The sequence below is a fragment of the Micropruina sonneratiae genome, from assembly GCF_025972045.1.
Lineage (GTDB): Bacteria > Actinomycetota > Actinomycetes > Propionibacteriales > Propionibacteriaceae > Micropruina > Micropruina sonneratiae.
The window spans coordinates 662,787-676,880 of the sequence record NZ_JAPDHX010000001.1 but is presented as its reverse complement, the minus strand read 5'-3'; the positions used below and the strand labels follow the sequence as shown (position 1 = coordinate 676,880).

Sequence of the window (14,094 nt, the reverse complement as noted above, 5' to 3'; positions counted from 1 at the left end):
ACCCGGTTGCCGCCCGATGACCTGCGGGTGACACGCTGCGTCACCCGCAGGGACGAGCGACAGGACCGGTGGGCGGGAGGTTCAGCCGATCGGAGCCCACTCCGGGCCGGTCTCGGCGAGCTTCGGGTCGAGCTTGCTGAAGATCGGGGTCGGCTTGACCAGCGTCGTCCCGACCGCGATCGGCCTCGACTCCCAGACCGCGGCCTGGTTGACGTAGTCGCCGCGCAGCACCGGGTAGGGAGCCTCGGCGCCGGGTTCGGTCACCTCGACCAGCTCTGGCTGAGCGGCCCACACCCCTTCGCCGCCGAGCGCCTCGAACACCTTCTGGGCGGCGTGCGGCAGCAGCGGGGTGAGCAGCGTGTTGCAGTCCTGCACCACCTGCAGTGCGACGTGCAGCACCGTGTCGCGCCGGGCCGGGTCGTCCTTCAGCTTCCACGGCTCCTGCTCGGAGAGGTACTTGTTGGCCAGCCCGACCACGCGCATCGCCTCGGTGGTGGCCAGCTTGAACTTGCACCGGCTCCACGCGTCGCCGACCACCGCGAAGGCGTCCCTGGCCGCCTGCAGCAGGGCCTGATCCGCCTCGGTCAGCTCACCGGCGGCCGGGATCTCACCGACGTTCTTGTGCGCCATCGAGATCGACCGGTTGACCAGGTTGCCCCACTCGTTGGCCAGCTCGAAGTTGATCCGCCGGACGAACTCCTCCCAGGTGAAGTCGGTGTCCTGGTTCTCCGGGCCGTTGACGGCGATGAAGTAGCGCAGGGCGTCGGGGCCGAAGTCGCGCAGGAAGTCGCGCACGTAGATGACGTGCCCGCGCGAGCTCGCCAGCTTCGAGCCCGACATCGTCAGGAACTCCGACGACACGATCTCGGTCGGCAGGTCGAGGACGCCGAACGCCGACGGTTGGCCGCCCTTGTCGCCCTGGCCGTTGGCGCCGAGCAGGATGCCGGGCCAGATCACCGAGTGGAAGGTGATGTTGTCCTTGCCCATGAAGTAGTACGACTTCGCCTCGTCGTTGCACCACCAGCGCTTCCAGGCGTCCGGGTCGCCGGACCGCTTCGCCCACTCGATGGACGCCGACAGGTACCCGATCACCGCGTCGAACCACACGTAGATGCGCTTCATCGGGGCGTCCGCCCAGCCCTCCAACGGCACCGGGACGCCCCAGTCGAGGTCGCGGGTGATCGCCCGCGGCCGCAGCTCGGCGAGCAGGTTCTCACTGAACTTGAGCACGTTGGGACGCCAGTCGGTGCGGGTCTCCAGCCACTCCCCCAGTGCCCCGGCCAGTGCCGGCAGGTCGAGGAAGAAGTGCTCGGTCTCGATGAACTCGGGGGTCTCGCCGTTGATCCGTGAGCGCGGGTTGATCAGGTCGATCGGGTCGAGCTGGCGTCCGCAGTTGTCGCACTGATCGCCGCGGGCGCCGTCGAAGCCGCAGTGCGGGCACGTGCCCTCGATGTACCGGTCGGGCAGCGTGCGGCCGGTGGAGGGGCTGATCGCCCCCATCTCACGCCGCTCGACGATGTAGCCGTTGGCGTGCAGCGCCCGGAACAGTTCCTGCACGGTCTCGCGATGGTTGACCGTCGTGGTGCGGGTGTACAGGTCGTAGCAGCAGCCCAGCCCGACCAGGTCCTCGGCGATCACCCGGTGGTACTTGTCCGCGGTCTTCCGCGGGGTGAGCCCCTCCTTCTCGGCCTGCACCTGAATGGCGGTGCCGTGCTCGTCGGTGCCCGACACCATCAGCACGTCGTTGCCGGCCATCCGCATGTAGCGCGAGAACACGTCCGAGGGGACGCCGAAGCCGGACACGTGACCGATGTGCCGCGGGCCGTTGGCGTAGGGCCAGGCAACCGCGGTCAGGATGGGAGAACTCATGGTCACCCATCCTATTGGCTGCGTGGCGGCACCCTTGCCGAGCGTCCCGCGCTGCCCACCGGACCGGTGAACGAGACGTTAACTAGGGGTGATGTGAGACCCTCAACCTGCCGTTTCACGGGCGCAGCGATTGTCCCTACGATGAAGTCGTGTCCCCCGAGCTCATCCTGCTTGCGCTCGTCGTCGTCACGGCCCTGGCCTTCGACTTCACGAACGGATTCCACGACACGGCCAACGCGATGGCCGCGTCGATCGCGACGAAGGCCCTGACCCCGAAGATGGCCGTGGTGCTGTGCGCCTCGCTGAACCTCGTGGGCGCCCTGTTGTCGGTCGAAGTGGCGCTGACCGTGACGAACGCGGTGATCAACCTGCAGAACGCGGACGGTACGCCCCGGCCTGAGGTGATGGCCGACGGGGGCACGAAACTGCTGCTGATCCTGCTCGCCGGACTTGCCGGCGCCATCGTGTGGAACCTGGCCACCTGGCTGTGGGGCCTGCCGTCGAGTTCGTCGCACGCACTGTTCGGCGGCCTGATCGGCTCGACCGTCGCAGCCCTCGGCTGGGGCGGCGTGAAGTGGGTCGGTGAGGGCTCGAGCGTGGACGGCGTGGTCGGCAAGGTCATCCTGCCGGCGTTGATCTCACCAGGGGTGGCGATGATCGTGGCGATGGTGGGCACCTCGATGGTGTTCAAGGTCGCCGCCCGGCTCACCGAGCGGTACCGCACCCGCGGGTTCCGCTGGGGCCAGGTCGGCGCCGCCTCGTTGATGTCGCTGTCGCACGGCACCAACGACGCTCAGAAGACGATGGGTGTGATCACCCTGGCGCTGATCGCTTCGGGTCAGTGGAACACCACCCATGAGGTGCCGCTGTGGGTGAAGTTGGCGTGCGCCCTCACCATCGCGATGGGCACCTACCTCGGCGGCTGGCGGATCATCCGCACGATGGGCAAGGGCCTGGTCGAGATCGAGCCGCCGCAGGGCATGAGCGCCGACATGGCGTCCGCGTCGGTGATCCTGGCCTCCAGCCAACTCGGCTTCGCGCTGTCGACCACCCACGTGGCGACCGGCTCCATCCTGGGCTCCGGCGTCGGACGCCCCGGGGCGCAGGTGCGCTGGGGCGTGGCCGGACGGATGGCGTCCGGCTGGTTGAGCACGCTGCCGGCCGCCGCGGCGGTCGGCGCGCTGATGTTCCTGATCGGGCACCTGCTGCCCGCGCCGTGGGGGGCCAGCCTGGTGTTCTTACTGCTGGCCGGCGCTGGGGTGTACATGTACCTGCATTCGCGCAAGGAGCCGATCGGCAGCCACAACGTCAACGACGAGTGGGCCCAGCCGAAGAAGACCAAGGACAAGCACGGACACGAGGTGACGGTCTGATGTGGCTCACCGCGCTCGACGACGCCTGGAGGATCCTGGTCGCCGGCCTGCTGCTCGGCGCCGGGCTGCCCATCCTTTTTGCCCTGGGCGTCAAGTCGATCGCCTGGGCGAACGGCGACCTGCCCGGCACCCCCGCCAACCCGCTCGGCAAGGTCATCGCCGGCGTGCTGTTCTTCGCGGTCGTGGCCGCCGTCGCCCTGGGCATCACCTACATCGTCGCCCACGGTTTCGGCTACACGGTCGGCTTCGACGGCCTGCTGCCGCACATCGTCAAGCGCTGACCTCGCCCAGTGGCTGCGCCGCCGCCTCGGCCGGCACCGCCACCCACGGCAGGAACAGTTGCGTGAGTGGCCCGATTGCCACCGCGAACACCACCGTGCCCACGCCGAGCGCGCCACCCAGGGCGATGCCCACCGCGAGGACGATCACCTCGAGCAGGGTGCGGACCAGCCGCAGGCTGCGCCCGGTTCGGCGCGCGAGTCCGGTCATCAGCCCGTCCCGCGGGCCACGGCCGAGCTGGGCGCCGATGTAGATCGCCGACGCCGCGCCGTTGAGCACCACGCCGGCCAGCATCAGCGCGATCTGCGCGGGCAGGCCCGCAACGGGCGGCAGCACCGCCAGCGAGGCGTCCGCCGCCAGGCCGATCACGATCGCGTTGGCCAGCGTGCCGATGCCGGGGCGCTCGCCCAGCGGGATCCAGGCCAGCAGCACCAGGAAGCTCGCCAGCACGAGCACCTGCCCGATGGTGAGCGGCAGCCAGTGGGTGAGCCCGGAATGCAGCACGTCCCACGGCGCCAGGCCGATGCCGCCCCGCACCATCAGGCCGATCGAGAAACCGAACAGTGCCAGGCCGCCGAACAACTGCACGAACCGGCGTATGAGGCGTCCGGTGCGCAGCTGCCCCAGCGGACCCAGATTGGAGATCTCGAAGGAGCGCGGCTGACCCATGACCCTCAGCCTGCCAGCGCATTGGCCTTGTTGCAAAGGGCCAATCGTGGGAAAGTGGCCCGGTGAATGGAACCATTCCCGCCGGGCGGCTGGCCGCTCTGCTCGGTGAACCAGGCAGCCCGGCGTTCTCCTGGCTGGCCTCGGCACTGGCCGGCCTGATCGCCGACGGACGCCTGCCGCTGGGCCTGCGGTTGCCCAGCGAGCGCGACCTGGCGGCCGCGCTGACACTCTCCCGCACGACGGTGACCCGCGCCTACGCGACCCTGCGGGAGGCCGGCTACGCGACCGCCCGACAGGGCTCCGGCACCTCGACCCAGGTGCCCGGCGGGGCGGCCCGCGGCCGCGACCGGGCACTGCTGCCGCAGCCGGATCGCGACGACGTCACCGACCTGACCTGCGCGGCACCGGCCGCCGCCCCCGGCCTGGCCAGCGCCTACGCCGACGCGGTGGCGGCCCTGCCCGCCTACCTCACCGGGCACGGCTACTTCCCGCTCGGCCTGCCCGAACTGCGCGAGGCGATCGCGGTGCGCTACCGCGCGCGCGGCGTCCCGACCGATCCGGAGCAGGTGCTGGTCACCTCCGGCGCCATCGCCGCCATCGCCGCCGCCGCGCAGGCCCTGGTCGGCACCGGGGACCGGGCCCTGGTCGAGTCACCGGTCTACCCCAACGCCGTCGCGGCGCTGCGCCGCAACGGCGCGCGGGTGGTGACCGCACCGGTCGACCCCGACGGCTGGGACCTGGACGCCTTCGCGGCGGTCGTCCGCCAGGCCCACCCACGGGTCGCCTACCTCATCCCCGACTACCAGAACCCGACCGGGACGCTGATGGACGACGACCAGCGCGCCCGGGTGGCCGAGTCGCTGGCCGCCGCCCGCACCACCGCCGTCATCGACGAGAGCCACGCCGGGCTCGCCCTCGACGACGGCGTTGCGCCGTTGCCGTTCGCGGCGCACTCGGCGTCCGCGGTCAGCATCGGTGGTTCGTCCAAGGCGTTCTGGGGCGGGCTGCGGGTCGGGTGGCTACGACTGCCCGAGGCCCTCGTCGCCCGCTTCACCGGCGCCCGGTTGGGCCTCGACCTGGGCGCCCCGATCCTCGAACAGCTCGTGCTGACCCGGCTGTTGACCGGCCCGGACGCCGACGCCGTCCCGCAACGGGATCGGTTGCGCACGCAACGCGACCTGCTGGCGGGCCTGCTGCGGGAACGGCTGCCGCAGTGGCGGTTCCGGCTGCCCTCGGGCGGCCTCGCCCTGTGGTGCGAGCTGCCCCGGCCCCGGGCGTCGGCCCTGGCGGTGGAGTGCGAACGCCGCGGGCTGGTGATCACTCCCGGCTCGGTCTTCGCCCCCGACGGCGGCCTGGCCTCGTTCGTCCGGCTGCCCTACACCCGTCCCGAGGCCGACCTGAAAGCCGCCGTCGACGTCCTCGAGGCAGCGTGGCACTCCCTGGACGACCTCGGCTCCCCCGGTGACCCGGTCCGCATCCTGATCGCCTGAGGCCGCTCAACGGCTCTCGGCGACGTGGTCAAGGTCGTCCGGGCCGAAGGCCTGCGGCAGCACCCGGCTCATCGGCCAGATACCTTCCGGGGTGTCCACCAGCAGGGCGTCACCGCCGTGCTCGAACAGCAGCTGCCGGCACCGTCCGCAGGGCATCAGCGGCTCACCGAGGGCGTTCACGCAGGCGAACGCCACCAGGCGTCCACCCCCGGTGGCGACGAGCTCGGAGACCAGCCCGCACTCGGCACACAGGGTGACCCCGTAGCCGGCGTTCTCGACGTTGCAGCCGCCCACCAGGCGTCCGTCGTCGACCAGCGCCGCCGCGCCCACCGGAAACCCCGAGTAGGGCGCGTAGGCGCGACCGCACAGCTCGCGCGCCGTCGCGCGCAGGGCGTCCCAGTCGATGTCCATGCTCATCTCCTCCCGGTCGGTGGCCTTGAATGGGGACAGACCCCAATCCGGTTCAAAGGGGTGTCGTGGCCGGTCACTTCGTATATTCCGGGCATTGCCATGCCCGTCGACACTCCGCTCAAATGATCTGCTGACGCATCTCATTCTCACTTCGTGTAGGGGACGCCGTCGGCGGCCGGGCCCCGAGTGCGGCCGATCAGGCCGGCGACGGCGATGATCGTCGCGATGTAGGGCAGCATCAGCAGGAACTGGCTGGGCACCGGCGTGTTCAGCGTCTGCAACTGGGACGCCATCTGCACCACGAAGCCGAAGAACAGCGCCATGGTGGCGGCCAGCACCGGGTGCCAGCGACCCATGATCACCGCGGCCAGCGCGATGAAGCCGTTGCCGACGGTCAGGTCCTTGCTGAACGATCCGATCGAGCCGACGGTGAAGAAGGCTCCGCCCAGGCCGGAGAAGATGCCGCCCACCAGCACCGCCTGCCAGCGCACCGCTTTCACCGAGATGCCGACGGTGTCGGCGGCCTTGGGGTGCTCGCCGACCGCACGCAGCCGCAGCCCCCACCGGGTCCGGTAGAGCAGCCACCACACCACCACGATCGACGCGATGGCCAGGTAGACCAGGATGGTCTGCTGGAACAGCACCGGGCCGAGCAGCGGAATGTCGGCCAACAGCGGGATCGGGATCGCCTGCATCACCGGACCGCTGTTCAGGGCACGTGAGTTGGGTTGCACCAGTTGGTCGAACAGGAAGCCGGTCAGGCCTGAGGCCAGCAGGTTGATCACCACGCCCAGCACCACCTGGTCGACCAGGTACTTGATGGCGAACAGCGCCAGCACCGCCGCCATCAGCACGCCCGCCAGAACCGCCGCGAACAGTGCCGCCCAGATCGACTTGGTGATCGACCCGGTCAGTGCCGCCGCGAACGCCGCGGTCAGGAACTGGCCCTCGATCGCCACGTTGACCACGCCGGCCCGCTCGCCGACCACCCCGCACAGTGCTCCCAGGATCAGCGGGGTCGCGGTGAAGACCGTGCCGGCCAGCTGGTTGGCGACGGGGAACGGCAGGTCCTTGCCGGCCGCCGCCCAGGCCAGGAAACCCAGGGTCACGGCCAGGCCGGCCACCAGTCCGGCGATCATCGGCGCGCGGCCCCTCAGCCGTCCGGACAGGAACCCGGCGCCGGCCAGCAGGCACAGCACCGCGCACAACGCCACGGTGAGCCGGCCGGGCAGCTCGATGGTGGGCAACTGCACCTCGGCGAAGGCGTCCGACAGTGCGAACCGGGAGATTCCGGTGGTGGTGAAGAACAGCACCGCGAGCAGGACGCCGACCACCAGGATCAGCACCCCCGACGACAACCGGGCCCGCCGGGCGTCCCGGGATTCGGTGACGGTGAAGTCGAGCTGCTCGGGTTCGTCGTTCAGGCTCGGCAGGTGCGGCTCGTGCTGGGTGGTCGCGCTCATGCGTCGGCTCCTGTCAGCGACACCTTCGCCTTGCGGGCGTTCAGGAAGGGCACCAGGGTGGCCACCAGCTGTGGGGCCGCCACGAACAGCACCACCAGTGCCTGCAGCACCAGGGTCAGGGTGAGCGGCGTCTGCGCCACGCTCTGCATCGCCAGACCGCCGCTGTTCAGGCCGCCGAACAGCAGGCCGGCCAGCACGATGCCCAGCGGCCGGGACCGGCCCAGCAGCGCCACGGTGATGGCGTCGAAGCCGACGGTGCCGACCAGGCCTTCCGTGAGCGGTACCGGGACGCCGTTGACCGACGGCCCGAGTGCGGCCATCACCCCTGCCAGGCCGGCCAGGGCGCCTGCGGTCGCCATCGTGATGATGGTGGTGGCACTCACGTTCATGCCGGCGGTGCCGGCCGCGTGCGGGTTGGCGCCGACGGCCCGGATGGAGAAGCCGAGCACCGAACGGTCCAGCAGCCACGCCACCGCGACCGCGGCGAGGATCGCGACGAAGAAGCCGAGATGGAGCTGCTCGTACAGCCGCGGGAACGCTGCCGAGGCCGGCACCTCCGGCGAGATCGGGTCATCGCGGCCGGGCCGCTGGAAGGCGTCGGTGGTCAGCACCCAGGCCAGCACCCCGCCGGCGATGTAGTTCATCATGATCGTCACGATCACCTCGTGGGCGCCGGTGCGGGCCTTCAGCCAGCCGACCACCCCGCCCCACACGCCACCGGCGAGCAGGCCGGCCAGCACCGCCACCACCAGGTGGATCACCGGCGGCAACGGCAGCGCGAAGCCGACCCAGGCGGCCGCGATCGAGCCGACGATGGCCTGGCCCTGGGCGCCGATGTTGAACAGCCCGGCGCGGAAGGCCAGACCGACGGCGAGACCGGCACAGATCAGTGGGGCCGCAGCCGCCGAGGTCGCGGCCAATGCCGTCGGCGAGCCGACCGCTCCGGCCAGCAGCGCGCTATAGGCGGTGGACACCTTGGCCCAGGCCGCCCCCAGGGGCAACGCCGGCGCGGTGAACAGGTAGGCGAACTGGCCCGCGACGTCCGGGTCGGCCGCACACATCAGGATCGCGCCGACCAGCAGGGCCAGCACGAAGGCGGCCAGGGTGATCGCCCACTCCCGCCAGCGGCCGCGGGCCCATTGCGTGAACCGGTCCGCTCGTGCGTTCGCGGTGGTCATCAGGCGTCCTTCCCCTTGGTGTCGGCCACGGCCAGTGCCTGCGCCTCCTCATAGGGCACGCCGGCCATCATCATGCCGAGCACGTCGCGCGACGTGTCCGGGGGCACGATGCCGACCACGCCGCCGCGGTACATCACCAGCACCCGGTCGGCCAGCGCCTCCACCTCCTCCAGCTCGGTGGAGACCAGCAGCACCGCGGTGCCCTTGTCCCGCTCGGCGACGATGCGCTTGTGCAGGAACTCGATGGCGCCGACGTCGACGCCGCGGGTGGGCTGGGAGGCCACCAGCAGGGCAAGGTCACGGCTCAGCTCGCGGGCCAGCACCACCTTCTGCGCGTTGCCGCCGGACAGCGAACTGCCCAGGTTCTGCACGTCGGGGGTACGGATGTCGAACTCGTCGCGCAGCGCCACCGCGTTGTCGTTGATCGCCTTCAGGTCGAGCGCGGCACCCCGGGCGAACGGGGCGGTGTCGTAGCGGTTGAGCACCAGGTTCTCGGCGATGGTGAAACTCCCGATGAACCCGTCGTGCTGGCGGTCCTCGGGGACGAACCCCATGCCGGCCGCGATGGACTGCCGGGGGCTCGCCTGGCTCAACTCGCGGCCGTCCAGCCGGATCCGTCCGGACAGCACCGGAATGTTGCCCAGCAGGGCGTCCGCCAGCTCGGACTGGCCGTTGCCCTGGACGCCGGCGATGCACAGGATCTCGCCGCCGGCCACCTCGAAGCTGATCGAGTCCACTACCACCGCCCCGGCGGCGTTGGCCACGGTCAGCTCGTCGACGGTGAGCCGGACGTCGCCGGGGGCGGCGTGCTCCTTGTCGACGGTCAGGTCGACGGCCCGGCCCACCATGAGTTGTGCCAGCTCGGTCTCGGACGTGCCCGGCTCGGCGTCGCCGACGATCCGGCCCCGGCGCAGCACGGTGATCCGATCGGCGATGGCCCGCACCTCGCGCAACTTGTGCGTGATGAAGACGATGCCCTTGCCTTCGTCGCGCAGGGCCTTCATCACCTCCATCAGGTCGTCGATCTCCTGGGGGGTGAGCACGGCGGTCGGCTCGTCGAAGATGAGGTACTGGGCGTCGTTGGCCAGCGCCTTGAGGATCTCGACCCGTTGCTGGACGCCCACCGGCAGGTCCTCGATCACGGCGTCCGGGTCGACCGGCAGGTTGTAGCGTTCGGACAGTTCGCGCACCGTGCGTTTCGCGGCCTTCAGGTCGACCACGACGCCCGGCTCGCGTCCCAGGATCAGGTTCTCCGCGACGGTGAACACCTCCACCAGCATGAAGTGCTGGTGCACCATGCCGATCCCGGCGCCCATCGCGGCCTTCGGATCGGCGAAACGGACCGGCCGTCCATCGATCAGGATGTCGCCGCCGTCGGGCTGGTAGAGCCCATAGAGCACGTTCATCAGCGTCGACTTGCCGGCCCCGTTCTCGCCGAGCAGGCAGTGGATCTCACCGGGCCGGACGTCGAGGTCGACGGCGTCATTGGCGACGAAGGACCCGAACTTCTTGGTGATCCCCTTCAACTGCAGGCCGGTGCCCCGCGCTTGCTCTGCCACAGGCCGGATCATTCCACGTTCCCCTCCACCTCGGGAGTCGGCAACGGAAGAAGGGGGGCACCACGGCCCCCCTTCTCCATCGCGTCGACTTACTCGCTGGTCTTGAGCGTCCCGGCGATGATGTCGGCCTTGATCTTGTCCAGCTCGGCCTTGGTCTCGTCGCTCACCTTCGAGTCCCAGTCGTGGAACGGAGCCAGGTAGGCGCCGCTGTTCTCCAGGGTGCCGACGTACAGCTCGTTGCTGAACTGGTCGTCCTTGGCGGCCTTGATCGCCTCGAACACGGCCACGTCCATGGCCTTGCCGACCGAGGACGGGATCACCGCGCAGTACTGCTCCTGGCTGACGCAGCCATCGGTGTCCACCCACAGCGAGCCGACCTTGCCGCTGCTGGCCTGGGCGACCTGCAGCGCACCCTCACCGGACGGGCCGGCGACAGGCAGCAGGATGTCCGCGCCCTGGGCGGTCAGGTTGGTGGCGACCTTCTTGCCGCCGGGGATGTCGCCGAAGGGATCCTGGCCACCGATGAAGGTGCCGTCCTTCTTGGCGGTGTCCCAACCGAGCACCGAGACGGACTTGCCCTTCTGCTCGTTGTAGTAGGCGACGCCGCGGGCGTAGCCGTCCATGAAGGCGGTGACCGACGGGATGGGCGCGCCGCCGAAGGTGCCGACCTTGCCGGTCTGGGACAGCGAGGCGGCCAGGTAGCCGGCCATGAAGGACGGCTCGGAGGTGTTGAACACCAGACCCTTCAGGTTGTCCGGAGCGGTGTTCTTGCCGTCGTCGTCGCTGTAGGCGAAGTCGACGATGGCGAAGTCGATGTCGGGGTTCTTCTTGGCCGCGGCCAGGGTGGCGTCACCCAGGTTGAAGCCGACCGTGACGATGATGTTGCAGTCGGCGTCCACCATCGACTGAACGTTCTTGGCGTAGTCGGCGGCGACAGCGGACTGCACCTCCTGCTTCTGCACGCCCAGCTCGGTGACGGCCCTGGTCAGGCCGGCGTAGGCGGTCTCGTTGAACGACTTGTCGTCGAAGCCGCCGGCGTCGGAGACCATGCAGGCCTTGAAATCGGACTGCGCGACCGAGGACGTCGACGCGGACGGAGCGGCCGACGTCGCGGCGGGCGGTGTCGCACAACCGGCGAAAGCGAGGGCGAAGGCACCGAGAGCGACCGGTGCGATCAGGGACTTCTTCACGAAAACCTGCCTCCTGAGCAAGATGGGTGCGGGCCGGATCGGCCTCAAACTGCGCCACACCTTAGCTGTCGGGGCCCTTCTCGTCGCGCCGTACAGGGGGATCGGCGCAGGGTGTGACCGACTTGTTACCCACGCTCAGTTTTCGCCGAGTCAGCGGGTGTCGTTCAGCGTTGGACGCCGGGGACGTCGCGCCGGAATCGGCCGGTGTCGAGCCAGTTCCGCAGCCGCAGGGTGGTGTTCGCGACGTAGGTCGGCACCATCGCCCGGAAGTCGGCGTTGGACTGCTCGATGAGGTCGTCGAGCAGCAGCAGGTTGCGGCCCGCGATCATCCCCTCCAGCACCTCGGGCCGCACCTGGGGCAGGGTCCGCACGGACGCGTAGCCCTCCTTCAGAGCCTCCTCGAGCGCCTCGTCGTCGCGCAGGTAGAAGATGCTGATCGCCAGGTCGAGCGCAGGGACGCCGAGGCCGGCGTCGTCGAAGTCGAACACCCGCAACCGGGCCAGGCCGCTTCCGTCCCCCCTGCCGCTCTCTCCGTCCGTCCGGCCGCTCTCCCCGTCCCCCCTGCCGCTCTCCCCGTCCGTCGGGCCGCTCTCCCCGTCCGTCGGGCCGCTCTGCCCGTCATCCGGTCCGCTCTGCCCGTCATCCCGGCGAACGCAGGGATCTCGCCCCGCGGCCGCCCACTTCAGGTTCCCGCCGTGCAGGTCGGCGTGCAGGGGGATGATCCCACCGGCCGCGAAGGCCTCGTCCTGCAGAGCCTGCGCCCGCTCGTGCGCCGCCAGCACGACCTCGCGCGCTCCACCGACCAGCGCGGGATGGTCGCCGAACCGGTTGGGCAGGTCGGTGAGCACCTTGTCGAACAACGGAAGTTCGGCGCCCTCGGGCAGCCGCCACCGGGTGGCGTGGTCGTGCAGGGTCGCCATCGCCCGGCCCACCACCCACGCCTGCTCGGGCCGGGGGCGGTGGCCCAGGTCGCGTCCGTCGAGCCAGCTGAAGAGCACCGCCGCCACGTCGCGGCCGTGGTCGGGGCTGGCCACCCGGGCGGCCCAGGCGCCGTCCAGGGTGCGCTGCGGGGTCGGCACCCGCAACGGGGTGTCGGCGGCGACCGCGGCCAGCCACGACACCTCGGCGAGCAGGTTCGGCTCGGGCTTGGCCGCCGCCGTGTTGAGTCGCAGCGCGTAACGGCGCCCGTCGGCGACCTCGATGCGGAAGGTGGTGTTGTAGCCGTGGAACAGCAGCCGCACCGCGGCGTCGGTCAGGCCCCAGGCGGGCAGTGCCAGGGTCGCGAGCCGCTTGAGCCGACGCACCTGGGTGCGGCGGGTCACCTCGGCGAACGGCTTCCGCATGCGGGCACCCTAGCGGCGTGCACCACAATGGGGTCCGTACCCAACGTGGTTCGCCGTAGGTCAGCCGGTGAAGCCCTGCGGATCGGCCTCGCGCGACGGCCAGATCACCGGCACATCGGCGACGAAGGCGCGCACGAGTTCCTCGGCTCCCTCCAGCGCGGACAGCTCGTTGTCGGCGATGGCGTGCTCGATGCCGCTGCGCAGCGCCCGCACCCGCTCGGAGTTGTGGACGCCGTCCAGCACCTCCCCGTCGACCAGGGACCACAGCCAGTCCACCTGCTGCCGGGCCCGGCGCAACTCGAGCCCGCCGTTGGCCTGAAGGTGGGCACGGTGGTCGAGCACCGCCTGCCACACGTCGTCGAGACCCTTGCCGGTGTACGACGACGACGTCAGCACCGGGGGGCGCCGGGCGCTCGGGTCCGAACTGATCAGCTTCATCGCGATGGTGAGTTCGCGGGCGGTGACCCGGGCCTCACCCTCGTGGTCGCCGTCGGCCTTGTTCACGGTGATCACGTCGGCCATCTCGAGGATGCCGCGCTTGATGCCCTGCAACTGGTCGCCGGCCCGGGCCAGGGCGATCAGCAGGAAGGTGTCGACCATGCCGGCCACCGCGACCTCGGACTGGCCGACGCCCACCGTCTCGACCAGCACCACGTCGTAGCCGGCGGCCTCCATCACGATCATCGACTCGCGGGTGGCGCGCGCCACCCCGCCCAGGTGGCCACCCGAGGGCGAGGGTCGCACGTAGGCGTTGTCGGACGCCGTGAGCGCGGCCATCCGCGTCCGGTCACCGAGGATCGAGCCGCCGGTGCGCGAGGACGACGGGTCGACAGCCAGCACCGCGATCCTGTGGCCGGCGTCGATCAGCTTCACCCCGAGTGCGTCGATGAAGGTGGACTTGCCCGCGCCGGGGACGCCGGTGATGCCGACCCGCACCGATCCACCACTGGCCGGCCCGAGCAGCCGCAGCAGCTCCTTGGTCAGCTCGCGGTGGTCGGCCCTGGACGACTCGACCAGGGTGATGGCGCGGGCGATGTGCGGACGCGACCCCTCCAGCACCCGCTCGGCGAGTTCGACGGGGTTCAACCTGCGCATGGCAACAGCCTTTCAGAGTTCGGACGACGTCCGGTCGCAAGCACGGCCTTCCGCTCACCGTCGGTCGCTTGCAGCCCGGGGGGGGGGGGGGGGGGGGGGGGGGGGGGGGGGGGGGGGGGGGGGGGGGGGGCGGGGGGGGGCGGCGGGCGGGGGGGGGCGCGCGCGCGCCCGCCGG

At 70.7% G+C, this 14,094-nt stretch carries 12 protein-coding genes; 3 read left to right on the top strand and 9 right to left on the bottom strand.

Features of this window, described 5'->3' with window-relative positions; translation table 11 throughout:
• Positions 1–81 precede the first annotated feature (81 nt).
• On the bottom strand, positions 82–1,869 hold the full coding sequence (gene metG, locus OIE40_RS03270) for a methionine--tRNA ligase (protein ID WP_264700032.1): 1,788 nt from the start codon (positions 1,867–1,869) through the stop codon (positions 82–84).
• Between the two features lie 149 nt (positions 1,870–2,018).
• Here metG and OIE40_RS03265 point away from each other — a divergent pair, with 149 nt between their 5' ends.
• On the top strand, positions 2,019–3,242 hold the full coding sequence (locus OIE40_RS03265) for an inorganic phosphate transporter (protein ID WP_264700030.1): 1,224 nt from the start codon (positions 2,019–2,021) through the stop codon (positions 3,240–3,242).
• Entirely contained in the window at positions 3,242–3,523 is a 282-nt protein-coding gene (locus tag OIE40_RS03260; RefSeq protein ID WP_264700029.1) for a hypothetical protein, read from the top strand. The genes OIE40_RS03265 and OIE40_RS03260 overlap by 1 nt, the downstream gene beginning before the upstream one ends.
• Here the strand turns inward: OIE40_RS03260 and yczE are convergent.
• A complete protein-coding gene (gene yczE / locus OIE40_RS03255; RefSeq protein WP_264700027.1) occupies positions 3,513–4,190 on the bottom strand; it encodes a membrane protein YczE in 678 nt (225 codons plus the stop codon). The genes OIE40_RS03260 and yczE overlap by 11 nt on opposite strands.
• Positions 4,191–4,252: 62 nt before the next feature.
• Between yczE and yczR the strand changes: the two genes are divergently transcribed.
• Positions 4,253–5,680, top strand: a complete 1,428-nt coding sequence (yczR, locus tag OIE40_RS03250; RefSeq protein ID WP_264700026.1) for a MocR-like transcription factor YczR — start codon at positions 4,253–4,255, stop codon at positions 5,678–5,680.
• 6 nt (positions 5,681–5,686) lie between these two features.
• Here yczR and OIE40_RS03245 read toward each other — a convergent pair whose 3' ends face one another.
• The 7 genes from OIE40_RS03245 to meaB form a co-directional block, all read right to left on the bottom strand.
• Positions 5,687–6,091: a cytidine deaminase gene (locus tag OIE40_RS03245; protein ID WP_319805197.1), complete on the bottom strand. Its 405-nt coding sequence runs from the start codon at positions 6,089–6,091 to the stop codon at positions 5,687–5,689.
• 146 nt (positions 6,092–6,237) lie between these two features.
• The gene (locus tag OIE40_RS03240) at positions 6,238–7,554 is read right to left on the bottom strand and encodes an ABC transporter permease (protein ID WP_264700022.1); all 1,317 of its coding nucleotides are present in this window, start codon (positions 7,552–7,554) and stop codon (positions 6,238–6,240) included.
• On the bottom strand, positions 7,551–8,732 hold the full coding sequence (locus OIE40_RS03235; protein ID WP_264700020.1) for an ABC transporter permease: 1,182 nt from the start codon (positions 8,730–8,732) through the stop codon (positions 7,551–7,553). Before OIE40_RS03235 ends, OIE40_RS03240 begins: the two co-directional genes overlap by 4 nt.
• Positions 8,732–10,303 carry an ABC transporter ATP-binding protein gene (locus OIE40_RS03230; RefSeq protein WP_413774449.1) on the bottom strand — a complete coding sequence of 524 codons (1,572 nt, stop codon included), beginning with the start codon at positions 10,301–10,303 and terminating at the stop codon, positions 8,732–8,734. Before OIE40_RS03230 ends, OIE40_RS03235 begins: the two co-directional genes overlap by 1 nt.
• A gap of 77 nt (positions 10,304–10,380) precedes the next feature.
• On the bottom strand, positions 10,381–11,481 hold the full coding sequence (locus OIE40_RS03225; RefSeq protein ID WP_264700016.1) for a BMP family lipoprotein: 1,101 nt from the start codon (positions 11,479–11,481) through the stop codon (positions 10,381–10,383).
• Positions 11,482–11,645: 164 nt separating this feature from the next.
• Positions 11,646–12,824, bottom strand: coding sequence for a phosphotransferase enzyme family protein (locus OIE40_RS03220; protein WP_264700015.1), 1,179 nt, complete (start codon positions 12,822–12,824; stop codon positions 11,646–11,648).
• Between the two features lie 60 nt (positions 12,825–12,884).
• Positions 12,885–13,919, bottom strand: a complete 1,035-nt coding sequence (gene meaB, locus OIE40_RS03215; RefSeq protein WP_264700013.1) for a methylmalonyl Co-A mutase-associated GTPase MeaB — start codon at positions 13,917–13,919, stop codon at positions 12,885–12,887.
• Positions 13,920–14,094: the final 175 nt, after the last annotated feature.